Annotated in this window: 26 protein-coding genes; 10 read left to right on the top strand and 16 right to left on the bottom strand. The window is 60.3% G+C overall.

What is annotated here, in order from left to right:
• Nucleotides 1-5 precede the first annotated feature (5 nt).
• From flgJ to VNV36_RS20380, 6 genes are all read right to left on the bottom strand, one after another.
• A complete protein-coding gene (gene flgJ, locus VNV36_RS20405; protein WP_325719920.1) occupies nucleotides 6-1,307 on the bottom strand; it encodes a flagellar assembly peptidoglycan hydrolase FlgJ in 1,302 nt (433 codons plus the stop codon).
• Nucleotides 1,308-1,318: 11 nt separating this feature from the next.
• Nucleotides 1,319-2,407: a flagellar basal body P-ring protein FlgI gene (locus tag VNV36_RS20400; protein WP_024012083.1), complete on the bottom strand. Its 1,089-nt coding sequence runs from the start codon at nucleotides 2,405-2,407 to the stop codon at nucleotides 1,319-1,321.
• A 27-nt stretch (nucleotides 2,408-2,434) separates the two neighbouring features.
• On the bottom strand, nucleotides 2,435-3,130 hold the full coding sequence (gene flgH, locus VNV36_RS20395) for a flagellar basal body L-ring protein FlgH (protein ID WP_325719918.1): 696 nt from the start codon (nucleotides 3,128-3,130) through the stop codon (nucleotides 2,435-2,437).
• Between the two features lie 51 nt (nucleotides 3,131-3,181).
• A complete protein-coding gene (gene flgG / locus VNV36_RS20390) occupies nucleotides 3,182-3,967 on the bottom strand; it encodes a flagellar basal-body rod protein FlgG (protein ID WP_016771111.1) in 786 nt (261 codons plus the stop codon).
• Nucleotides 3,968-4,012: 45 nt separating this feature from the next.
• Nucleotides 4,013-4,753: a flagellar basal-body rod protein FlgF gene (locus VNV36_RS20385; protein ID WP_039761110.1), complete on the bottom strand. Its 741-nt coding sequence runs from the start codon at nucleotides 4,751-4,753 to the stop codon at nucleotides 4,013-4,015.
• A gap of 305 nt (nucleotides 4,754-5,058) precedes the next feature.
• A complete protein-coding gene (locus tag VNV36_RS20380) occupies nucleotides 5,059-6,618 on the bottom strand; it encodes a sigma-54-dependent transcriptional regulator (RefSeq protein WP_325719915.1) in 1,560 nt (519 codons plus the stop codon).
• Nucleotides 6,619-7,010: 392 nt separating this feature from the next.
• Here VNV36_RS20380 and phhA point away from each other — a divergent pair, with 392 nt between their 5' ends.
• The 6 genes from phhA (at nucleotide 7,011) to VNV36_RS20350 (ending at nucleotide 11,402) form a co-directional block, all read left to right on the top strand.
• Nucleotides 7,011-7,802, top strand: a complete 792-nt coding sequence (gene phhA, locus VNV36_RS20375; protein WP_325719913.1) for a phenylalanine 4-monooxygenase — start codon at nucleotides 7,011-7,013, stop codon at nucleotides 7,800-7,802.
• Between the two features lie 115 nt (nucleotides 7,803-7,917).
• The gene (locus VNV36_RS20370) at nucleotides 7,918-8,274 is read left to right on the top strand and encodes a 4a-hydroxytetrahydrobiopterin dehydratase (RefSeq protein WP_016771115.1); all 357 of its coding nucleotides are present in this window, start codon (nucleotides 7,918-7,920) and stop codon (nucleotides 8,272-8,274) included.
• Nucleotides 8,274-9,467, top strand: coding sequence for an amino acid aminotransferase (locus VNV36_RS20365; RefSeq protein WP_325719911.1), 1,194 nt, complete (start codon nucleotides 8,274-8,276; stop codon nucleotides 9,465-9,467). The genes VNV36_RS20370 and VNV36_RS20365 overlap by 1 nt, the downstream gene beginning before the upstream one ends.
• A gap of 253 nt (nucleotides 9,468-9,720) precedes the next feature.
• Nucleotides 9,721-9,852 carry a hypothetical protein gene (locus VNV36_RS20360; protein WP_016771117.1) on the top strand — a complete coding sequence of 44 codons (132 nt, stop codon included), beginning with the start codon at nucleotides 9,721-9,723 and terminating at the stop codon, nucleotides 9,850-9,852.
• Between the two features lie 67 nt (nucleotides 9,853-9,919).
• Nucleotides 9,920-10,102: a hypothetical protein gene (locus tag VNV36_RS20355; RefSeq protein ID WP_325719908.1), complete on the top strand. Its 183-nt coding sequence runs from the start codon at nucleotides 9,920-9,922 to the stop codon at nucleotides 10,100-10,102.
• A gap of 112 nt (nucleotides 10,103-10,214) precedes the next feature.
• A complete protein-coding gene (locus VNV36_RS20350) occupies nucleotides 10,215-11,402 on the top strand; it encodes an MFS transporter (protein WP_325720010.1) in 1,188 nt (395 codons plus the stop codon).
• On the opposite strand, the gene arfB is transcribed toward VNV36_RS20350, so the two are convergent.
• From arfB to VNV36_RS20310, 8 genes are all read right to left on the bottom strand, one after another.
• A complete protein-coding gene (gene arfB / locus VNV36_RS20345) occupies nucleotides 11,399-11,812 on the bottom strand; it encodes an alternative ribosome rescue aminoacyl-tRNA hydrolase ArfB (RefSeq protein ID WP_325719906.1) in 414 nt (137 codons plus the stop codon). The two genes, VNV36_RS20350 and arfB, sit on opposite strands and share 4 nt — an antisense overlap.
• 213 nt (nucleotides 11,813-12,025) lie before the next feature.
• Nucleotides 12,026-13,438: an amino acid permease gene (locus VNV36_RS20340; protein WP_325719904.1), complete on the bottom strand. Its 1,413-nt coding sequence runs from the start codon at nucleotides 13,436-13,438 to the stop codon at nucleotides 12,026-12,028.
• An 877-nt stretch (nucleotides 13,439-14,315) separates the two neighbouring features.
• Nucleotides 14,316-15,536 (bottom strand): 23S rRNA pseudouridine(2605) synthase RluB, encoded by a 1,221-nt coding sequence (rluB, locus tag VNV36_RS20335; protein WP_325719902.1) that lies wholly within the window; start codon nucleotides 15,534-15,536, stop codon nucleotides 14,316-14,318.
• Between the two features lie 143 nt (nucleotides 15,537-15,679).
• Nucleotides 15,680-15,871 (bottom strand): DUF1289 domain-containing protein, encoded by a 192-nt coding sequence (locus tag VNV36_RS20330; protein ID WP_325719900.1) that lies wholly within the window; start codon nucleotides 15,869-15,871, stop codon nucleotides 15,680-15,682.
• A 105-nt stretch (nucleotides 15,872-15,976) separates the two neighbouring features.
• The gene (gene scpB / locus VNV36_RS20325; RefSeq protein ID WP_325719898.1) at nucleotides 15,977-16,942 is read right to left on the bottom strand and encodes an SMC-Scp complex subunit ScpB; all 966 of its coding nucleotides are present in this window, start codon (nucleotides 16,940-16,942) and stop codon (nucleotides 15,977-15,979) included.
• An 11-nt stretch (nucleotides 16,943-16,953) separates the two neighbouring features.
• Complete coding sequence (locus tag VNV36_RS20320; RefSeq protein WP_024012074.1) at nucleotides 16,954-17,775, bottom strand: segregation and condensation protein A; 822 nt, start codon at nucleotides 17,773-17,775, stop codon at nucleotides 16,954-16,956.
• Complete coding sequence (locus VNV36_RS20315; RefSeq protein WP_007966016.1) at nucleotides 17,776-18,405, bottom strand: L-threonylcarbamoyladenylate synthase; 630 nt, start codon at nucleotides 18,403-18,405, stop codon at nucleotides 17,776-17,778.
• Between the two features lie 13 nt (nucleotides 18,406-18,418).
• The gene (locus VNV36_RS20310) at nucleotides 18,419-19,282 is read right to left on the bottom strand and encodes a PHP domain-containing protein (RefSeq protein WP_325719895.1); all 864 of its coding nucleotides are present in this window, start codon (nucleotides 19,280-19,282) and stop codon (nucleotides 18,419-18,421) included.
• Nucleotides 19,283-19,369: 87 nt separating this feature from the next.
• On the opposite strand from VNV36_RS20310, the gene VNV36_RS20305 reads away from it, so the two are divergent.
• From VNV36_RS20305 to VNV36_RS20290, 4 genes are all read left to right on the top strand, one after another.
• Nucleotides 19,370-19,966 (top strand): septation protein A, encoded by a 597-nt coding sequence (locus VNV36_RS20305; protein WP_101158611.1) that lies wholly within the window; start codon nucleotides 19,370-19,372, stop codon nucleotides 19,964-19,966.
• Nucleotide 19,967: 1 nt separating this feature from the next.
• Entirely contained in the window at nucleotides 19,968-20,267 is a 300-nt protein-coding gene (locus VNV36_RS20300) for a YciI family protein (protein ID WP_325719892.1), read from the top strand.
• Between the two features lie 258 nt (nucleotides 20,268-20,525).
• A complete protein-coding gene (locus tag VNV36_RS20295) occupies nucleotides 20,526-20,936 on the top strand; it encodes an SH3 domain-containing protein (RefSeq protein WP_325719890.1) in 411 nt (136 codons plus the stop codon).
• A gap of 7 nt (nucleotides 20,937-20,943) precedes the next feature.
• Nucleotides 20,944-21,621 (top strand): response regulator transcription factor, encoded by a 678-nt coding sequence (locus VNV36_RS20290; protein WP_016771129.1) that lies wholly within the window; start codon nucleotides 20,944-20,946, stop codon nucleotides 21,619-21,621.
• 163 nt (nucleotides 21,622-21,784) lie between these two features.
• Here the strand turns inward: VNV36_RS20290 and VNV36_RS20285 are convergent, their stop codons facing one another.
• Together VNV36_RS20285 and VNV36_RS20280 are read right to left on the bottom strand one after the other, a co-directional pair.
• Complete coding sequence (locus VNV36_RS20285; RefSeq protein ID WP_325719888.1) at nucleotides 21,785-22,144, bottom strand: hypothetical protein; 360 nt, start codon at nucleotides 22,142-22,144, stop codon at nucleotides 21,785-21,787.
• 91 nt (nucleotides 22,145-22,235) lie between these two features.
• Nucleotides 22,236-22,934 (bottom strand): hypothetical protein, encoded by a 699-nt coding sequence (locus VNV36_RS20280; protein ID WP_325719886.1) that lies wholly within the window; start codon nucleotides 22,932-22,934, stop codon nucleotides 22,236-22,238.
• Nucleotides 22,935-22,939 lie beyond the last annotated feature (5 nt).

Genomic DNA, 22,939 nt, shown 5'->3' with positions numbered 1-22,939 from the left:
GTGCCTTATAAAGGCGTGGTGGAGACACCCGCCGCAGCGTAGTTTTCAAAACTGTTCATCTGCTTGGCAATTTGCGAAATCTTCGTCGCGTAGTTCGGGTCGGTCGCGTAACCGGCCTTCTGCAACTCGCGTACAAACTGTTCTGGGTTATCGGCCGACTTCAGCACTTCTTGATAGCGATTGTTGCTCTGCAGCAACGTCACCAGATCGTGGAAGCTGTCCTTGTAGGAGGCGTAGGAACGGAACTCGGCCGTCTCCTTGACCATCGCGCCATTGCGGAACTCGCTGGTGATGGCGCGGGCAGAATCGCCCTTCCAGTTGCTGCTCGCCTTGATGCCGAACAGGTTGTGGCTGCTGCTGCCATCCTGGGCGCGCATGACCGATTTGCCCCAGCCGGTTTCCAGTGCCGCTTGCGCCACCAGATAACGCGGATCGACGCCGATGCGGTCGGCAGCTTCCTTGGCCATCGGCAGCATGGTGTTGACGAATTCGTCGGCCGAACTGAAGGCCTTCTTCGCCGGCGCCAGCGGAATTTGCGCCATGGCGCGGCCGTAGACCTGCATCTGCCCGCCGGCGGCTTTCTGCTCTTCGGCACGGGCCAGCCAGTCGCCGTTGTACAGCGCCCCGGAGCCGGTGACGGCGGTGGTCGCGGCACGTTGCGGCAGCGCGTTGCTGGCTGCTGCCGTAGCGGCGGTCGGCGCCGACGGCACCAGACCGGCGAGCAAGCGATCGGCCAGTTTCGGCGGCAGCGCCAGGCGCCGCTGATTGATCAGCGCCATGTCGTTGCGATGGGAAATATCGGTGTTCGGCGCATGCACCGAGCGCGATGCCCACAATGGACGCTCGCCGTTGACGCGGGACAGCGGACCGGTGGCGACGGTGCCAGCGGCAATCGGCGTCGGCACGGCGGCAGCCTTGGCCAGCGCTTCCTGCTGCTTGGCGGCGGACGCGGCAGCAGCCTCGCCCGGGGCCATCGGTTTGTTCTTCGACATCTGCCGGATCAGCACGTCAGCCAGGCCGATACCACCGCCCTCGCGGGACATGGAAACCGCCAGCTGCTGGTCGTACATTTCCTGATACTGCTTGGCCGCCGGCGTGTTCAGCGGGTTGTCCTGACCGAGCGCTTCGGTGGCCGAACGCATCGACTTGAGCATTTCGCCGAGGAACAGCGACTCGAATTCCTGCGCAACCTTGCGCATGTTTTCGTCGCTGTTCTTGTCGCCGACCTTGAGCTGGTTCAGACGATTGAGGTCCGAGTAGGACCCCGAATCGCTGCTGCTGACCAGACCGCTTTTGCGCATATCCATAGTGGCCGGCCTCAGATCACGATCAGGTCGGCTTGCAATGCGCCGGCCTGCTTCAGAGCTTCGAGAATCGCCATCAGGTCACCCGGTGCCGCGCCGACCTGGTTCACCGCACGGACGATCTCGTCGAGGGTGGTGCCCGGGCCGAACTTGAACATCGGTTTGGCTTCCTGTTCGGCATTCACCCGCGAGCGCGGCACGACGGCGGTCTGGCCGTTGGACAGCGGGCCCGGCTGGCTGACGATCGGGTCTTCGGTGATGGTCACGGTCAGGCTGCCGTGGGTCACGGCGGCTGGCGAAACCTTGACGTTCTGGCCGATGACGATGGTGCCGGTACGCGAGTTGATGATGACTTTCGCCACCGCCTGACCCGGATCGATCTCGAGGTTCTCCAGGATCGACAGGTAGTCGACACGCTGGCTCGGATCGAGCGGCGCCGTGACCCGCACCGAACCACCATCGATCGCTTGGGCGACGCCAGGGCCGAGCATGTCGTTGACCTTGTCGACGATGCGCTTGGCGGTGGTGAAGTCGGAACGGTTGAGGTTCAGCGTCAGGCTGTTGCCCTGGTTGAAACCGCTCGGCACCGCACGTTCCACCGACGCACCGCCAGGGATACGACCGGCCGACGGAACGTTGACGGTGATCTTCGAGCCGTCACGGCCTTCAGCATCAAAACCGCCGACCACCAGATTGCCCTGAGCGATCGCGTAGACGTTACCGTCGATACCCTTGAGCGGCGTCAGCAGCAAGGTGCCGCCACGCAGGCTCTTGGAGTTACCGATCGAGGACACGGTGATATCGACCTGCTGACCCGGTTTGGCAAACGCCGGCAGATCGGCACTCACCGACACCGCCGCGACGTTCTTCAACTGCACGTTGCCCGATCCCGGCGGCACCTTGATGCCGAACTGCGAGAGCATGTTGTTGAAGGTCTGCAGGGTGAACGGGGTCTGCGTCGTCTGGTCACCGGTGCCGTTAAGCCCGACCACCAGGCCGTAACCGATCAACTGGTTGGAGCGCACGCCGGAAATGCTGGCGATGTCTTTCAGCCGCTCGGCGTGTGCGGTGAATGCCGCAGACATCAACAACGCGGCCACCATAAGGCTCTTGAAATTCAAAGTCGCCACCTAGAAAGGGAACAGCGGGCTGAGGAAGAAACGGTCGAACCAGCCTGGCTGACTCGTATCGGCAAATGCACCGGTACCCGAGTAGGTGATGCGTGCATCGGCGACGCGGGTCGACGACACGGTGTTGTCGGTGGCGATGTCATCGGCGCGGACCATGCCGGCGATGCGTACCAGTTCGTCACCGGTGTTGAGCGTCAGCCACTTCTCGCCACGCACAGCGATGATGCCGTTGGGCAACACATCTGCCACGGTCACGGTGATCGAACCGGTCAGGCTGTTGCTCTGCCCCGACTTGGCGTCGCCCTTGGTCGAGCGGTCGGCGCTGTAGCCGGCGTTGAGGCTCAGGTCGTTGCTGCCGATCGGGTTGTTGGTGGTCAGGCTGGAGCCGAACAACGAAGTCAGACCGATCTTGTTGTCGCTGTTCTTGTCCATTTGCGAGTTGGCGTTCTTGCTTGCCTGGGTGCGCTCGTTCAGGGTGATGGTGATGATGTCACCGACGCGGAACGCCTTGCGGTCGCTGTACAGGTTCTGCTCGAAGCCGGCCTGATAGATCGAGCCGTTGTTGGCTGCCGCCGGCAACGGTGTGCGCGGTAACACCGGGGCGTAGTAAGGGTCATTGGGCTTGGGCGTCGGAGCGACGCAGCCCGCGAGCGAGACGACCCCACTCAATGCCAGAACGGATACAAAGCGATTCATGACCCTACCTCACGGTGTTGCTGGCGACCTCAGGCCGCCCCATAGACTGGATTACAGATTCTGCGTTACGAACGAGAGCATCTGGTCGGCGGTGGAGATCACCTTGGAGTTCATCTCGTAGGCGCGTTGAGTGGTGATCATGTTGACCATCTCTTCAACGGTGCTGACGTTGGAGGTTTCCAGGGTGTTCTGCAGCGTGGTACCGAAACCGTTCAGGCCCGGAGTGCCGATTTGCGGCGCGCCGGAAGCAGCGGTTTCCAGGAACAGGTTGTTGCCCACGGCTTGCAGGCCGGCCGGGTTGATGAAGTCGGCGGTCTGCAGGTTGCCGATCACTTGCGAGGCCGGGTTGCCGGCGATGGTGATCGACACGGTGCCGTCACGGCCGACGGTGAAGGTCTGCGCATCGTTCGGGATGATGATCGCCGGTTCCAGGGCGAAACCGCTGGCGTTGACGATCTGGCCATTGGAGTCGAGGTGGAAAGTACCGTCACGGGTGTAGGACGTGGTGCCGTCCGGCTGCAGGATCTGGAAGAAACCGCGACCGTCGATGGCCATGTCCAGCGGCTGCTCGGTGGTTTGCAGACTGCCGGCGGTGAAGTTTTTCTGCGTGCCGACAATGCGCACACCGGTACCCACTTGCAGACCCGACGGCAGTTCGCTGTCTTGGGTCGACTGGGCGCCTGGCTGACGCTTGATCTGATAGAGCAGGTCCTGGAATTCGGCACGGTCACGTTTGAAACCCGTGGTCGAGACGTTCGCCAGGTTGTTGGAAATGGTGGTCAGGTTGGTGTCCTGGGCGGACAGACCGGTTTTGGCAACCCATAGAGCCGGAAGCATTCGATTCTCCTCGTGCGCCTGTTTTACGGCGCGACGTTCTGATAATTAGCTGATCTGCAAGACCCGAGCCATGGCCTGGTCGTCGTCTTTGGCGGTGTTCATCATCTTGACGTGCAACTCGAACTGCTTGGCCAGGGCCAGCACCGAGGTCATCTCTTCCACGGCATTGACGTTGCTCGACTCGAGAAAACCGGAGACCAGTTTGACGTTCGCGTCGGCTTGGGCCGGCTGGCCGTCCTTGGTGTAAATCGAACCGTCGAGGCCTTTGTTCATGTTCTTGATGTCGGGGTTGACCAGTTTGATCCGGTCGACTTCGGCCATCACCCGCGGGCCCTCGCCCATTGCGCGAATGCTGATGGTGCCGTCTTCGCCGACTTCGACCTGCTGCTCGGGCGGCACGGCGATCGGACCGCCATTACCGATCACCGGCATGCCGTTGCCGGCGCGGAGCACGCCAAGGGCGTCGATGTTGAGGCTGCCGGTGCGCACATAGCTTTCGCCGCCGTTGGGGTTCTGCACGGCGATGAACCCGTTGCCGGACACCGCGACATCGAGTTCGCGACCGGTCTGCACCAGCGAGCCCGGGGTGAAGTCGGTGGCGGGACGTTCGCTCATGGCAAACGCGCGCGCCGGAAAGCTGTCACCAAACACCGGCATCGAGCGCGCCTGCTCCAGGTCGCGCTGAAAGCCGTTGGTGGAGATGTTCGCCAGGTTGTTGGCATGCGCTCGCTGTGCCAGTGCGTTCTGGCTGGCGCCGGTCATTGCCACATAAAGGTACTTGTCCACACTCTTTCCTCTGCATGCCGGACGTTTGCCGCCCACCGCTGTACTGCTCAGCCATAAGCAATTTGCAGACCAACTTTTTATTGGCGGGCAAAGGCCCGGTAAACAAAGGACTTGGAGGTTTGCGAGAGGGAATTTGAAATGTATCGAAGACGAAAAACCGGCGGTGTCATGCCGGTTGGTGGCAACGCCTGACGCTGCGGTGCCTGTACCGCCGCCTTCGCGAGCAGGCTCGCTCCGACAGGGGATCGCATTCCAAATGTGGGAGCGAGCCTGCTCGCGAATAGGCCAGCCAACGCAACTTCCGGCTATGACTCGGTCTTGCCCACCTCATACTCACGCAGCTTGTTGGCAATGGTGGTGTGGGAAACACCGAGCCGCTTGCCCAGTTGCCGACTGCTCGGGTGCTCGGAATACAACCGCTCCAGCACCGCTTTTTCGAAGCGCCCGACGATCTCGTCGAGATTTCCGTCGAGGGAAAAATCGCCAAGCGGCTGACGCACGCCGTAGTCCGGCAGACGGATATGTTCGGCTTTTACAGTACCGCCATCGCACAACGAAACCGCCTGAAACAGCACGTTCTCCAGCTGCCGCACGTTGCCCGGCCAGTGGTAATGGCTGAGCCGATCCATCGCCGCCGGCGCCAGTTTCGGCAGCGAGCAGCCGATCTGCCGACTGGCCTGATCGAGGAAATGCTCGACCAGCGGCGTCAACCCGTCGAGACATTCACGCAGCGGCGGAATGTGCAGCGACAGTACGTTCAAGCGGTGATAAAGATCCTGACGAAACTCGCCGCGCGCGCACAACTCGGACAAGTCCACCTGGGTCGCGCAGATTACCCGCACGTCCAGATACACCTCTTCATCACTGCCGACACGACGGAAGCAACCGTCCTGAAGAAAGCGCAGCAGCTTGACCTGCAAACGCGGGCTCATTTCGCCGACACCATCGAGAAACAGCGTGCCGCCCGCCGTCAATTCCAGCAGACCGAGCTTGCCTTCAGCGCGTGCACCTTCGAAGGCGCCGGGGCCGTAGCCGAACAATTCGGTCTCGGCCATCGACTCCGGCAACCCGGCGCAGTTGAGTGCCATCAATGGTGACTGTCCGCGCGGGCTGGCGAGGTGGCAGGCGCGGGCGAGCAATTCCTTGCCGGTGCCGGTTTCGCCTTCTATTAATAGCGGCGCATCGAGCGGCGCCATGCGGCGCGCCTCGCGAACCACCGCAGCCATGACTTTCGAACTCTGGAAAATGCTGTCGAAGCCGCGCAACTCTTGTTTGCGCACGTTGTAGATGCGCTCGCCGACGCGGTCGGCGCGGTGCAAGGTCAGCACAGCGCCGGCCATGGCCTCGCTGTCGTCGTGCTCCGATTGCAGCGGCGCGATGTCGGCGAGAAAGATGTCGCCCTTGACCTTGACCCGCATGCCGTTGATTCGCGATTTGTTGGCGCGTACAAGCTCCGGCAAGTCGAAATCTTCGGCGTACCGCGACAGCGGAATCCCCGGCACCTCATCCACCCGCACGCCGAGCAATTGCGCCGCCGCGCGGTTGGCCGCGACGATCGAGCCGCCCATGTCGATCGACAGCACCGGAAACTCCAGCGCACCGAGCAACGCGTTCAACTCCATGTGCCGACGCTCGCTGGGCATCAGCCCGACCCGCTTGACCCCGAACACCCCGGCAATCGCCTCGAACTTCGGCCGCAGCGCCTGAAACTGGATGTTGATCAGGTTCGGGCAATGCAGATAGATCGCGTTGCCATGCTCACCGCCAACCTCGCCGCGCGCGACGTTGATCCCGTACGCCACCAGCAGATTGAGAATGTCGCGCAGGATACCGATGCGGTTCTGGCAGTGGACTTTGATGCGCATATTAATGGCCCGACAAGTTTGAGAGGTGAACACATTCCCTTGTGGGAGCGAGCCTGCTCGCGAAGGCGGCAGCACATCCAGTATCGATGTGTCAGACGGATCGCTTTCGCGAGCAGGCTCGCTCCCACAGGGTTTTGCGGCGCCTTGAGACAGATTTTTCTGTCGAGGCACACAGATAGTTGTCAAGATTATGTGACAGCCACCGCCCATTTCAAACCCGCTACTCGCTGCAAATACGCACTACCCGACAAAGCGTAACGATAAGTTTACGAAAACAGGCGAATTTTCCTACGCGCTGGCTATTCAACGGGGTGCATCCCCTCTCGCTCTACGGTAATTCTTCAGCCATCGCTGGACATAACAAAAACGAATTTCCCTAGCAGGAGAGCAGCATGAAGCAGACGCAATACGTGGCTCGCGAGCCCGATGCGCAAGGTTTTATCGACTACCCCGCCGAAGAGCATGCGGTATGGAACACGCTGATCACTCGCCAGTTGAAAGTGATTGAAGGCCGCGCGTGCCAGGAATACATGGACGGTATCGAAAAACTCGGTCTGCCCCACGACCGCATCCCGCAACTGGCCGAGATCAATAAAGTGCTCGGCGAGACCACTGGCTGGCAGGTCGCCCGGGTGCCAGCGCTGATTCCCTTCCAGACGTTCTTTGAATTGCTCGCCAGCAAGCAGTTTCCCGTCGCGACATTCATTCGCACTCGCGAAGAGCTGGACTACCTGCAAGAGCCGGACATTTTTCACGAGATCTTTGGCCACTGTCCGCTGCTGACCAACCCTTGGTTCGCTGAATTCACCCACACCTATGGCAAGCTCGGCCTGCTGGCGACCAAGGAAGAACGCGTGTACCTGGCGCGGCTGTACTGGATGACCATCGAATTCGGCCTGGTCGACACCCCGCAGGGCAAACGCATCTACGGCGGCGGGATTCTGTCGTCGCCGAAAGAGACCGTTTATTGCCTGTCGGACGAGCCGGAGCATCAAGCCTTCGACCCCCTCGAAGCCATGCGCACACCGTATCGCATCGACATCCTGCAACCGCTGTACTTTGTCCTGCCCAACCTCAAGCGTCTCTTCGATGTGGCCCATGAAGACATCATGGCCATGGTTCGCCAGGGCATGCAGTTGGGCTTGCACGCGCCGAAGTTTCCGCCGAAACCCAAAGCCGCCTGAACCGCGACTTTTGCTGACAATTGCGTCTGTCCGTCGCCGCCACTTTGCTTTAGCGTGACGGCATTGACGGCCCATGCGCTTTAATAAAAAACACACTCGATTTCAGGAATACACCATGTCGACTTTGAACCAAGCCCACTGCGAAGCCTGCCGCGCCGATGCGCCACAAGTCAGCGATGAAGAACTGCCGATCCTGATCAAGCAGATCCCTGACTGGAACATCGAAGTACGCGACGGCATCATGCAGCTGGAAAAAGTCTTCCTGTTCAAGAACTTCAAACATGCACTGGCCTTCACCAACGCCGTGGGCGAGATCTCCGAGGCCGAAGGTCACCACCCGGGCCTGCTGACCGAGTGGGGCAAAGTCACCGTGACCTGGTGGAGCCACTCGATCAAAGGCCTGCACCGCAACGATTTCATCATGGCCGCGCGCACTGACGAAGTAGCGAAGACCGCAGAAGGACGCAAGTAATGCACTTCGACGCCATCGGCCGGGTGCCCGGCGATCCGATTCTCGGTTTGATGGAGGCCTATGCGCAGGACGCCAACCCGCGCAAGTTCGACCTCGGCGTTGGCGTCTACAAGGATGCCCAGGGCCTGACGCCGATCCCTGAAGCGGTGAAAATCGCCGAAGCGCGATTGGTGGAAAGCCAGGACACCAAAACCTACATCGGTGGCCACGGCAATCCGCTGTTCGGCAAGCTCATCAATGAACTGGTGCTCGGCGCCGATTCGACTCTGATCGCCGAGCAACGCGCCGGTGCCACCCAGACCCCCGGCGGCACCGGTGCCCTGCGCCTGGCTGCCGACTTCATCGCCCAGTGCCTGCCGGGTAAAGGCGTGTGGCTGAGCAACCCGACCTGGCCGATTCACGAAACCATCTTCGCCACAGCCAGGATCAAGGTCAGTCACTACCCGTACGTCGGCAGCGACAACCGCCTCGACGTTGAAGCGATGCTTGCCGTGCTCAGGGAAGTGCCCAAGGGTGACGTCGTGCTGCTGCATGCGTGCTGCCACAACCCGACCGGTTTCGACCTGAGCCATGACGACTGGCAGCGGGTGCTTGAAGTGGTGCGCAGCCGTGGTCTGCTGCCGCTGATCGACTTCGCCTACCAGGGTTTTGGCGACGGGCTGGAGCAGGACGCATGGTCGACCCGGCTGTTCGCAGCAGAAGTGCCGGAGCTGTTGATCACCAGTTCCTGCTCGAAAAATTTCGGCTTGTACCGCGACCGTACCGGTGCACTGATCGTCAGCGCGAAAAGCGCCGACAAGCTCATCGACATCCGCAGCCAACTGGCCAACATCGCCCGCAATCTGTGGTCGACGCCGCCGGATCACGGCGCGGCCGTTGTCGCGACCATCCTTGCCGATCCAGAGCTGAAAGCCCGCTGGGCCGACGAAGTGGAGGCCATGCGGTTGCGTATCGCGCAGTTGCGCAGCGGCCTGGTCGAAGCGCTGGAACCCCATGGTTTGCGTGAGCGCTTTGCGCACATTGGCGTGCAGCGCGGGATGTTTTCCTACACCGGGCTGTCGCCTGAGCACGTGAAAAACCTGCGCGAACGACACAGCGTGTACATGGTCAGTTCGGGCCGGGCGAACGTCGCCGGCATCGACGCCACCCGCCTCGCATCGCTCGCTGACGCCATCGCCGACGCCTGCAAATAGCCAGACACTGCAATAACCTGTAGGAGCTGCTGAAGGCTGCGATCTTTTGATCTTGTTTTTAAAAGCAGAATCAAAAGATCGCAGCCTTCGGCAGCTCCTACATTTGTTTATGCGTGATCTCGCGCCCTGCGGCCATCTGTCGCATTAATTTGAATTAAAAGTCTGATTGTCATTTTTCCTGCTGTATCCTGCGCAGGCTTTGTAAAAGCGCGGAGCACCTGATCTATCAACAGACTTAGCGAGGAGCGCAACCATGCACGAGATTCCCAATCTCCCCTTCCCGAGCCTGCACGTACCTGAGCAGACGACCCCGCAACACGCCGGTGCCGAAAAGCCCGAGCCGCAAGAAGCCGCTGACAGCCGCAAAGCCGACAGCGAAGAGTAAACCTGCCGTACAGACCGTGTGGAAAGCGCTAACATGCGCTTTCCACACTGCCTGAACCGAGCCTGCCATGACCGACGAATTCTCTGAAAGCCAAGCTGCCGTACTGATCGGCGCTACCGAGAAAATGATCGAGATCTGGAGTCGCCTCTCGTCCGAGAAGCAGGCCGCCCTGCTCGAGCGTTTCGGCAGCGAAGAAAATGCCCTCGCCGCCCTGGTCACCACGCAACTGGTTGCACCGGCGAAATCCTGAAAGCGCCGCGCGGCAAATAGTTTTACTTTTCCCCGCCCCTGATCGCTTCACGCCGGTATCATGAGCAGCCTATCTATTGTGCTGCTCCCGTGGATCGTTACCCATGTCGCCTATATCCGAACCCCAGCGCCCTCTGGCGGTGACGCTGCAAGTCGTTTCCATCGTCCTCTTCACCTTCATCGGTTACCTGAACATCGGCATTCCGCTCGCTGTGTTGCCGGGCTACGTGCACAGTGATCTGGGGTTTGGTGCGGTGATCGCCGGGCTGGTGATCAGCGTGCAATACCTTGCCACCCTGCTCAGCCGCCCGTATGCCGGCAAGATCATCGACAACCAGGGCAGCAAGCGCGCAGTGATGATCGGTCTGGCCGGTTGCGGCTTGAGCGGCGTGTTCATGCTGATTTCCGCGTGGACACCGAACCTGCCGTTGCTCAGCCTGATCAGCCTGTTGATCGGCCGTCTGGTACTGGGCAGCGCCGAGAGTCTGGTCGGTTCCGGCTCGATTGGCTGGGGCATCGGTCGTGTCGGCGCGGCGAATACCGCCAAGGTGATTTCCTGGAACGGCATCGCCAGTTACGGCGCGCTGGCGATCGGCGCGCCGTTCGGCGTCTGGCTGGTGAGCCGCCTGGGTTTGTGGAGCATGGGCGTGAGCATCATCCTCCTCGCCCTGCTCGGCCTCGCGCTGGCGTGGCCGAAAACTGCTGCACCGATCGTCGCCGGCGAACGTTTGCCGTTCATGCATGTACTCGGCAAAGTCTTTCCCCACGGCTGCGGTCTGGCGCTGGGCTCGATCGGTTTTGGCACCATCGCCACCTTCATCACCCTGTATTACGCGACGCAACATTGGGACAACGCCGTGCTGTGCCTGAGCCTGTTCGGCGCCAGCTTCATCGGTGCGCGGCTATTGTTCGGCAACCTGATCAACCGCCTCGGCGGCTTTCGCGTGGCGATTGCCTGCCTGTCCGTGGAGACCCTGGGCCTGTTGCTGCTGTGGATCGCACCGGACGCGCATTGGGCCTTGGCCGGGGCGGCGCTGAGCGGCTTCGGTTTCTCGCTGGTGTTCCCGGCGCTGGGCGTGGAAGCGGTGAATCTGGTTCCGGCGTCGAGCCGTGGCGCGGCGGTCGGCGCCTATTCATTGTTCATCGATTTGTCGCTGGGGATCACCGGGCCGCTGGCCGGGGCGATTGCGGCGGGGTTCGGCTTTGCGTCGATCTTTCTGTTCGCAGCACTCGCGGCTTTGAGCGGGCTTGGCTTGAGCGTGTATCTGTACAAGCACACGGGGCGATACCGCGAAGATTAAAAATCCACCTTGCCGCGCCCGGCCTTGATAGTGCCGCGCTTGGTTTTCGACTCCAGTCGACGCTTCTTCGAACCGAGGGTCGGCTTGGTCGGGCGGCGTTTCTTTTCGACCTTGGTCGCACTGAGGATCAGTTCGACCAAGCGCTCCAGCGCATCGGCGCGGTTGGCTTCCTGAGTGCGGTATTGCTGCGCTTTGATGATCAGCACGCCTTCGCTGGTGATGCGACTGTCGCGCAACGCCAGCAGACGTTCCTTGTAGAACTCCGGCAAGGATGAGTTCGGAATGTCAAAGCGCAGGTGCATGGCGCTGGAGACCTTGTTGACGTTCTGCCCGCCGGCGCCTTGCGCGCGAATGGCCGTCAATTCGATTTCGGCATCGGGCAGATGCACGTTGTTGGAAATCACCAGCATGGAAAGCGTCCGTAATCAGAGTCCGCAGGATACCCTGATTCGCTCAACTCCTGTGGGAGCGAGCCTGCTCGCGAAGGCGCTGTGCCAGTCGGCAAATGTGGTTCTGGTATTGCGCCTTCGCGAGCAGGCTCGCTCCCACAGCGGAATATTCTCGGACGGCTGGAAAAAACAAACCCGGCACTCTGGCCGGGTTTGTCGTTTCTGCTTGCGAGGTTACTTCGCTGTCGCAGGCATCGCAGATTGCACACCGCGCTTGTTCTTGATCAGGTAGCAGACCCACATGAACACGACCCACACCGGAATCGCGTAAACCGAGATCTGAATGCCCGGGATCAGCAGCATCACGCCAAGGATGAACACGACGAACGCCAGGCAGATGAAGTTGCCGTACGGATACCACAGCGCCTTGAACAGCGGCGTCTGGCGGGTCTGGTTCATGTGCTGGCGGAACTTGAAGTGCGAGTAGCTGATCATCGCCCAGTTGATCACCAGCGTCGCAACCACCAGCGACATCAGCAGTTCCAGCGCGTGCTGCGGGATCAGGTAGTTGAGCAGCACGGCAACCAGCGTCACCGCCGCCGAGGCGAGGATCGAACGCACCGGCACGCCGCGTTTGTCGATCTTCGCCAGGGCTTTCGGCGCATCGCCCTGCTCGGCCATGCCCAGCAGCATCCGGCTGTTGCAGTAGGTGCCGCTGTTGTACACCGACAACGCGGCGGTCAATACGACAAAGTTGAGGATGTGCGCGGCGGTATTGCTGCCGAGCATCGAGAACACTTGCACGAAGGGGCTGCCGCTGTAGGAATCGCCGGACGCGTTAAGGGTTTCCAGCAAGCTGTCCCACGGGGTCAGCGACAGCAGGATGACCAGCGCGCCGATGTAGAAAATCAGGATGCGATAAATCACCTGGTTGATCGCTTTGGGGATCACGGTTTTCGGTTTGTCGGCTTCGGCAGCGGTGAAACCGAGCATTTCCAGACCACCGAAAGAAAACATGATGATTGCCATGGCCATGACCAGACCGCTCACCCCGTTGGGGAAGAAACCGCCGTGGGACCACAGGTTTGTCACCGAGGCTTGCGGGCCGCCATGGCCGCTGACCAGCAGGTAGCTGCCCAGGGCAATCATGCCGACGATCGCCACGACCTTGATGATCGCGAACCAGAATTCGGCTTCCCCGAAGACTTTGACGTTGGCCAGGTTGATTGCGTTGATCAGCACGAAGAAGGCTGCTGCAGAAGCCCAGGTCGGGATGTCAGGCGCCCAGTAGTGAATGTACTTGCCGACTGCGGTCAGCTCGGACATGCCCACCAGAATGTACAGAATCCAGCAGTTCCAGCCCGACAGGAATCCGGCGAAACCGCCCCAGTACTTGTGCGCAAAATGACTGAAGGAACCGGCCACCGGCTCTTCGACGATCATTTCGCCCAACTGGCGCATGATCATGAAGGCGATGAAGCCGCAGATGGCGTAGCCGAGGATCATCGACGGGCCCGCGGATTTCAGCACCCCGGCAGATCCCAGGAACAAGCCGGTACCGATCGCACCACCGAGGGCGATCAGTTGAATATGGCGATTTTTCAGGCCGCGTTTCAGCGTACCTGATGGCGAGGGTTGTCCACTCATGAAAAAGGTCTCACGCAAGGTTTGATGATGTTCAGTAGACGTTGCTGCAAGGTTGCGATTTCAGGCAGCCCCGATCAAACCCCAGCGCAGGCACCAGGAGTTCAGCTCATTTACAACGGTCATGCGTCACCTGTTTGTTTTTATCTGTGACGAAATCGAACCCGGCACGCTTGTGGCGCAGCGGAGTGAACAAGGCAGGTAGCCTCGATATTTGTGCGATTACGCAGAGGGTCACAGTTAAAACGCGGCGCATTGTACACCGCTAACCCCCTGCTGCCAGACCCGCCTGATCAGCGTGTCGGTTGCCGGGATTGCGTGTGTCCGCCTCGATAGGCACGAGCGGCTGCAAAATCGGAGTCAGGCCTTTGCAGGCCATCGACGGGGACGAGGAGAAAACCGTCCCACGGAGAGAAGTGGAAAACAGTCGCGGCGTTCATTGCGCCTCCTTCTTGTTATTCGCCTGCACGACAGGCATGCCGCGCATCTCACCTTGCCTGAGCGCTGGAAACAAGCGCGCCAGAGCCTTGCTGGAACGCCTGCGGGCAAAGTTTCGGAAGCTTTTCCTTACAGCAGTCCAGGGGTCAGCCAATAACTGCACAGCAAGCGGAACTTCGTCAGGTTTTCTTTACAAGCCGTAACGTAATTCTTCCGAACAGGGTCAGCAGGAACGGCGTGTAGTTCGACGGACGATTCGTATTCAAGCCCATAAGTCCCCTGTAGGAGCTGACGAGTGAAACGAGGCTGCGATCTTTTGATCTGATCGCTCCCCACTCCGCGTGGGAACGATCGGTGTCAGCCCAGACGAAAAAAAACGCCAACCCTAAGGTTGGCGTTTCTGCTTCAACTTGCCGCTTGCAGCTAGAAACTCACAGCTGCCTCACTCAGGCTTCTTGCGTCCGAAACCCGGGCGCTGACCGGAACCGGCGGGTGCACCGCGGCGTTTGCCCGAGGGCTTGTCGCCGTCAACCAGTTTGATCCCCGGACGCTTCGGCGCTGGTTTGGCCGGACGCTTGTTGGCGGTGTCGGTAGGACGATCCGCCACCGGCGTACCCCGGCCGGCAGGAGCGCCACGTTCGCCACGTTCAGTACGACCATTGGCCGGACGCGGTGCGCGCTCGCCATCACGGGCGACCGGTTTGCGATTCGGACGCTCGCCTTCGATCTGCGGCTCGCGGCCCGGACGTGGCCCGGTCGGCGCGCCAGCGGCTGGACGCAAAGTACGCACGCGTTCGGTCTTGGCCATCGGCCGCGACGATTTGCGCTGCATGCGTTCCAGCTTGTCTTTGCTCTTGGCGTTCAGTTGCGGCATGGCCACCGGCGTCAGGCCGACCTCGGCGCTCAGCACATCGACTTCGTACTGGCTCATTTCGCGCCAGCGGCCCATCGGCAGGTCGGAATTGAGGAACACCGGACCGAAACGCACGCGCTTCAGACGGCTGACCACCAGCCCTTGCGATTCCCACAGGCGACGCACTTCACGGTTACGCCCTTCCATGACCACGCAGTGGTACCAGTGGTTGAACCCTTCACCGCCCGGTGCCTGTTGAATGTCGGTGAAACGTGCCGGACCGTCTTCCAGCACCACGCCGGCCTTCAGGCGTTCGATCATCTCGTCATCGACTTCACCGCGTACGCGCACGGCGTACTCGCGGTCCATCTCGTAGGACGGGTGCATCAAGCGGTTGGCCAGCTCACCATCGGTGGTGAACATCAGCAGACCGGTGGTGTTGATGTCGAGACGGCCGATGTTGATCCAGCGCCCTTCTTTCGGACGCGGCAGCTTGTCGAACACGGTCGGACGCCCTTCCGGGTCGTCACGGGTGCAGATCTCGCCGTCGGGCTTGTTGTACATGATCACGCGGCGCACCGATTCGGCGGCCTCTTCGCGCTTGATCACCTTGCCATCGATGGTGATGGCGTCGTGCATGTCGACGCGCAGGCCGAGGGTGGCGTCTTTGCCATTGACCTTGATCCGGCCTTGGCTGATCCAGGATTCCACGTCACGGCGCGAGCCGACGCCGATACGGGCGAGGACTTTCTGCAGCTTTTCGCCTGCTGGGCCGATTTCCTGGTCGTCTTTCTGATTGATGTCACTCATCTGGGCACCTCCCGGTGTGGTCTGTTCAGGCGGCGCCTGAAGCATTGAAAACTGGGTGTTCGGGCGAAGGGATCGCCGAAGGGTCGCGAATCATACGCGGATGTGCGCCGTCGCGCATCAGAGACTAGCCGATCAGCGCGAGGTTATTTGTTTTTCCGCCGACCGGCACCGCCGAGTTTGATCAGGCGCAGCGCGGCTTCGGCCAGCACGGCGAGCTTGTCGCTCTTGTCGAGTTTCTTCCAGGCCTTGATTTCACGCTTACTGCGACCGCAACCGAGACAAATGTCGTCGGAGAACTTGCAGACGCTGATGCAGGGGTCTTTGGTTGAGCTCATTGGGATACCTTTGGAAGATCAAAAGATCGCAGCCTTCGGCAGCTCCTACAATGGAATGCGTCCCCCTATAGGAGCTGCCGAAGGCTGCGATCTTTTCGGCGCGCCTCAATCCTCGAACTCGCGCCGTTCGGCTTCGATGGCTTCGGCCAGCGCACGGGCTTCGGCTTCTTCTTCGCTGAGCTCCGGTTCAGGCTGTTCGAGGGCGGCAACGGCGGCCAGGAGTTTCTCGCGGGCCTCGGCGACACCCAGGACGTCCTCTTCCGGTTCGGCGTCGGGCGCGGCTTCAAGTTCAACTTCAAGTTCAACAACCGGCTCGATGAGCTCAGGCTCGGATACCGGCGCTTCGCCATCCACCGCATCCCGCAGCAAGTCATCGAAGTCGGTCTTGATCCCCTCCTCCATACTGTCCAGCTCCAGCAGCAGGGAATGGAAACTGGTTTCTTCTTTCTCCTCCTCCGGCTCGGCGCTGGCATCGGCCAGTTCCTGCAGGCTCTGCGGTAACGGCGCGTCTTCGAAATCGAGTACCGGTTCAGCTTCCATCTCGCGCAATTCGGCCAGCGGCGGCAGGTCCTCGAGGTTTTTCAGGTTGAAGTGATCGAGAAACGCCTTGGTCGTGGCGAACATCGCCGGTTTGCCCGGCACATCGCGATAACCGACGACGCGAATCCACTCACGTTCAAGCAAGGTCTTGACGATGTTGCTGTTGACCGCCACGCCACGCACGTCTTCGATTTCGCCACGGGTAATCGGCTGGCGATAGGCGATCAGCGCGATGGTTTCCAGCAAGGCCCGGGAATAGCGCTGCGGGCGCTCTTCCCAGAGCCGCCCGACCCACGGTGAAAACTTCTCGCGGATCTGCAAGCGATAGCCCGACGAGACTTCCTTGAGCTCAAAGGCGCGGCCCTCGCAGGATTTGCCGAGCAGCGTCAGGGCTTTCTTGAAGACCGCCGGCTCCGGCCGCTCGCCCTCTTCGAACAGTTCAAACAGGCGCTCAAGGGATTGCGGCTTTCCCGAGGCCAACAGAAAGGCTTCAAGCAGGGGCGCCAGCTCGCGGGGTTCAGTCAGGTTCATGTTTGGACTCGTTATTCGGCTCGGGCTCGCACGTGGATCGCGGCGAACGGCTCATTCTGCACCAGCTCGACCAGGGATTCCTTGACCAGTTCAAGGATCGCCATAAAGGTCACTACCACACCGAGGCGACCCTCTTCGGCAGTGAACAGCTCGACAAACGGCACGAAACCGCCGCCCTTGAGCCGTTCCAGCACATCGCTCATGCGCTCGCGGGTGGACAGCGCCTCGCGGCTGACCTGGTGGCTTTCGAACATGTCGCCACGGCGCAGCACTTCGGCCATGCACATCAGAATTTCTTCCAGCGCCACGTCCGGCAACAGTTTGCGCGCCCGAGCTTCCGGAGCATCGAGCTTGGGCACGATCACATCGCGACCGACCCGGCTCAAGCCATCGATGCCTTCGGCGGCGGCCTTGAAGCGCTCGTATTCCTGCAAGCGGCGGATCAGTTCGGCGCGCGGGTCGTCTTCTTCGTCTTCGACGGTTTCGGCCCGCGGCAGAAGCATGCGCGATTTGATTTCGGCGAGCATCGCTGCCATCACCAGGTACTCGGCGGCCAGCTCCAGACGCACCGACTGCATCAACTCGACATAACCCATGTACTGACGGGTGATTTCCGCCACCGGGATGTCGAGGATGTTGATGTTCTGTTTGCGGATCAGATACAGCAAAAGGTCGAGCGGGCCTTCGAAGGCTTCGAGGAACACTTCCAGCGCATCCGGCGGGATGTACAGGTCCAGCGGCATTTCCATGACCGCCTGGCCATAGACCATGGCAAACGGCAGTTCCTGCTGCGCACCGGCCTGGGGATCGACCACGGTTTCCACTGCGGACATTCAGGCCTCGACCATGAACGGCGCGGGATCGCCGCAACCGACGCGGATCACTTCCGGGTCGTCACCGGTCAGGTCAATGACCGTGGAGGCTTTGATGCCGCCGAAACCGCCGTCGATGATCAGATCGACCTGGTGCTCGAGCAACTGGCGCATTTCGTACGGATCGCTGAGCGGATCCTCGTCGCCGGGCATGATCAGGGTCACACTCATCAGCGGCTCGCCGAGTTCGGCCAGCAGCGCCAGGGCAATCGGATGACTGGGCACGCGCAGGCCGATGGTGCGTTTTTTCGGATGCAGCAACAGGCGCGGCACTTCGCGGGTGGCGTTGAGAATGAAGGTGTAGGGCCCCGGCAAATGCGCCTTGAGAATCCGGAAGGTGCCGGTGTCGATCTTGGCGTAGTTGCCCAACTGCGACAGGTCGCTGCAGATCAGCGCGAAGTTGTGCTTTTCATCGAGCTGACGCAGACGGCGCACGCGCTCGATGGCAGTCTTGTCGCCGATCTGGCAACCGATGGCGTAGGAGGAGTCCGTGGGATAAATCACCACCCCGCCCTTGCGGATGATCTCGACCGCCTGTTTGATCAGGCGCGCTTGCGGGTTTTCCGGATGTATCTGGAAAAATTGACTCACGTTCTCTACCTGTTCAGACGGCGGTAATAGCTGTGTCATGTTTGAACCGACACCACAGGGGTGGGAGGTCCTCGGGAACCGGCCGGTACTGGCCGATCTCGGACCAGCCGCCAGGGCCATGGAAGTCACTGCCGGCGCTGACCAGCAGACCGAACTCACGGGCAAGGATTGCCAGGCTGCCCACCTGTTCCGCGGGCTGATGGCCGTTGACCACTTCGATCGCATGCCCGCCTGCTTGAATATAGTCGGCAATCAGCTTTCGGCGTTTGCTGCGGGTGAAATCGTAGTGCCAAGGATGCGCCAGGCTGACCCAGGCACCGGCGGCGCGCAGGGTGCCGACGGTGTCTTCCAGGGTCGGCCAGTGCAGTTTGACGTCACCAAGCTTGCCGGCGCCGAGCCATTTGCGAAAGGCCTCGGCGCGATCCTTTACATAACCTTCACGCACCATCCAGTCGGCAAAATGCGGCCGGGCCGGCGCGTTGCCGCTGTCGCCCAGTTGCTGCTGGATCTGCCGGGCGCCGTCGAGAGCTCCGGGCATGCCCTTGATGGCGAGCTTGCGGCTTATTTCTTCCGACCGCAGCCAGCGCCCATCGTGCAATTTCGCGATCGCTTCGACCAACGGCGCGGCATTGACGTCGAAACCGTAACCCAATACATGAATGGTCGCCCCGCCCCAAGTGCAGGACAATTCGACGCCGTTGACCAGTTGCATGCCCAGCTCGGCGGCCGCCACACGCGCTTCGGCGAGGCCTTCGAGGGTGTCGTGGTCGGTCAACGCCAGGACTCGCACGCCGTTCTCGAACGCTCGCGCAACCAGAACCGCAGGCGCCAGGGCGCCATCGGAGGCCGTGCTGTGGCAGTGCAAATCAACATTCACGGGGAGTTGTAACCTCAAATCAGCTGGCGCTATCGCGCGCCCATATGTTTGTTATTATGCCGCCACATCCAGCTTCTGGCTCTCACTGTGAAACAATTCATCGATTTCATCCCGCTTCTGCTGTTCTTCATCGTCTACAAACTTGATCCACGGGTGGTCGATATCGCCGGCCAGCAAGTGACTGTCGGCGGGATCTACAGCGCCACGGCGATGCTGATCATCAGCTCCCTGGTGGTGTACGGCGCGCTGTTCATCAAACAGCGCAAGCTGGAAAAAAGCCAATGGCTGACCCTGATCGCCTGCCTGGTGTTCGGCAGCCTGACATTGGCTTTCCACAGTGAAACCTTTCTGAAATGGAAAGCGCCGGTGGTCAACTGGCTGTTCGCTGCGGCGTTCATCGGCAGTCACTTCATCGGCGACCGCCTGCTGATCAAACGCATCATGGGCCACGCGCTGACCCTGCCGGATCCGGTCTGGACCCGCCTGAACATCGCCTGGATCGGCTTTTTCCTGTTCTGCGGCGCCGCCAACCTGTTCGTCGCGTTCACCTTCCAGAGCATCTGGGTCGATTTCAAGGTATTCGGCAGCCTGGGCATGACCGTGCTGTTCCTGGTCGCACAGGGCATCTACCTGTCGCGCCACCTGCATGACACCGATACCACAACGCCAAAAACCGAGGACTGACATGCTCTACGCCATCATTGCCACCGATGTTGCCAACTCGCTCGAAGCCCGCCTGTCCGCGCGCCCTGCGCATCTGGAACGCCTGCAAGCGCTCAAGGACCAAGGCCGCATCGTGCTGGCCGGCCCGCACCCGGCCGTCGACAGCAATGAACCGGGCGCAGCGGGTTTCACCGGCAGCCTGATCGTCGCCGAATTCGAGTCCCTGAACGCCGCCCAGGCCTGGGCCGATGCCGATCCGTACATCGCCGCCGGCGTTTACGCCAATGTGATCGTCAAGCCGTTCAAGCAAGTCCTGCCTTAAATTTATCGCTTCCCCTGTGGCGAGGGAGCTTGCTCCCGCTGGGGCGCGAAGCGGCCCCCGCTTTTCAACTTGAAAACAGGGGGGACTGCTGCGCAGTCCAGCGGGAGCAAGCTCCCTCGCCACAGCGACAACACCCCTCTTACTATCGACATTGCCTTCGGCACTGAACCTTCCTGGTTCTTGCCGCTCTCAATCGCTCATTATTCTCGTTTGCCTGCCGACAACCTGCCCAATATCCATTTGGAAACAGGTATCGCGATGCGCAAGGGTCCGTTGTGTCTGATGTTGCTCACGTTGTCGATCATGGCCCCCGCCCATGGTGAGGAAACCACCGAAGGCGGCAGTTCCACGCCATTGTCACTGAGCGCCGGCAGCCAGATCACCGAGCTGCAGCAACGCCTGAAGGCCAGTGAACAGCTGCGCGAAGAACTGAACAGACAACTGCAAAATACCGACAACGCACGCGAAAGCGCCCAGCTCGCCCGGTTGCGCCAGGAGAATCAGCGTTTGAAGCTGCAACTCAAGGAAGCACAGGCCAGTTCCATGCCGCGTTTGTTGACCGATCAGCAGCAGTGGTTCGTCACCGGCGCCGGGGTAGCGCTATTGGCGCTGCTCTGCGGTATCTTTGCCAGTGGTGCAAGCCGAAAACGTCGGCAATGGCTAAATTGAGTGAGTCATGAGCGAGCTGTTACTGATTGATGATGACCAGGAGTTGTGCGAACTCCTGAGTAGCTGGTTGAGCCAGGAAGGCTTCCAGGTACGCGCCTGCCACGACGGCCAGAGCGCGCGCAAGGCGCTTGCCGAAACCGCCCCGGCGGCGGTGGTGCTGGACGTGATGCTGCCCGACGGCAGCGGTCTGGAACTGCTCAAGCAACTGCGCAACGACCACGCCGATCTGCCGGTGCTGATGCTCTCGGCGCGCGGCGAACCGCTGGACCGCATCCTCGGCCTCGAACTGGGCGCCGACGATTATCTGGCCAAACCCTGCGACCCGCGCGAACTGACCGCCCGCCTGCGCGCCGTATTACGCCGCAGCCACCCGGCGGCCGTGTCGACGCAGCTGGAACTGGGCGATTTGAGCTTCAGCCCGGTGCGCGGCGTGGTCAGCATCGACGAAAAAGAACTGACCCTCACCGTCTCCGAAAGCCGCCTGCTCGAAGCCCTGCTCAAGCAGCCCGGCGAGCCGCTGGACAAACAGGAACTGGCGCAACTGGCGCTCGGGCGCAAGCTGACCCTGTACGACCGCAGCCTCGACATGCACGTCAGCAACCTGCGCAAAAAGATCGGCCCCCACCCCGACGGCCGCCCGCGCATTGTTGCGCTGCGTAGTCGTGGTTATTACTACAGCCTGTAAGACCTACGCCCTGTAGGAGTGAGCCTGCTCGCGATGGCGGTGTGTCAGTCAACACATTCTTGTCTGACACACCGCTATCGCGAGCAGGCTCACTCCTACAGAAGGGTATCTGATTGTTTCCACGCTCTGTATGGGAATGCAGCCGTCGGTGGCTTTGCAGTGGTTAATCGGGCATCGAACGAATAATGTCAGCCAAATCGTCTTTGGTTATCTCGTTAGCCTTAATGGCAGCGGCAATGTCTTTTTTGGAAAGTGGAAACCGCTTGAAAATTTCTTTCAATGTATCTGCATCGACATTTGCCAGCCAGAGCGGATCTATGAAAGAACCGCCATACTCAGGTTTCATGGGTACTTCTTCGTGCGCGATCTTACCTTTATGGTTGAGATACACTACATAACGATCATGCCCTTCGGGAAAGCTTTTATCGTGATATAGCGTAGTACCCTGCGGCAGCACGTAGTAATTCTCGTCGCCGTTTGGGCCCTCGATCAGCAACGGTTCTTTAGTTTTGATCATCTTCATATCGTGCCCCTTCGCATTATCATCAAAAATCAGAAAAGCCAAAAAAATCGCATTGACGCATAAAGCTGCCGTCAGCCATAAGCCGAGTCGCTTATTTGTAAACGTTTTTCTTATCATAGGGTGCCTCGGCATTCGCTTCGAGCATGGCTTGTAAGTCCGCAGGCATGAAGATCCCATCCTGCGGACTACTTTGCGTACGCGCGGCCTGCCGTTCGATGAAAGAAAGACCTCGCATTTCGCTATATTTCGAAGGGTTATACAAAATTGACTTACCCGAAACCTTTGCTCCTGCAATCGTCACTGTTGTGCAGTTATTCGTGGTCGGGTGATAGTTTGAAGGAAGGACATAACGTGCTGACGACGCTGTTTTTCTCCTCTGCTCTTTTTGCTGAGCGATAACAGCATCGAAATGAGCGATCACAGCCTCAGCCTTTGCGTTATCCAAAAAATAAACAAAACCTGTCGTCGTACGCCCTAAGCTATTTTCACCAGAGATATAAGCCTTGAAAGAAGTCCAGACATTCAGAACGCCCTCACCCTCGCTATCAAACGTACCCCATGTCTTACCATAACGGCCAAAGTCGTAGGTGATATCTTTGCTACCGACCACGACATGTAAAGCTGCGTGTCCGAAAGGATGCTCTTCTTTATCGCGAGTGTAAGGGCCTCCCACCAGTATTTCCATATAGGCGCCGGATACGACTACCTGGTTGGTCTTCGTTGTTTTCCCTGACACACCTGTGTTCTTTGCTGACTGTGTTGTGCTAGTAGATTGAGTGGGCTGAACCATTAAAG

This window comes from Pseudomonas sp. (genome assembly GCF_035554175.1).
Taxonomy (GTDB): Bacteria; Pseudomonadota; Gammaproteobacteria; order Pseudomonadales; family Pseudomonadaceae; genus Aquipseudomonas.
Note: the sequence above shows the minus strand (reverse complement) of the source record. Positions and strands in the feature narration are given on the sequence as shown.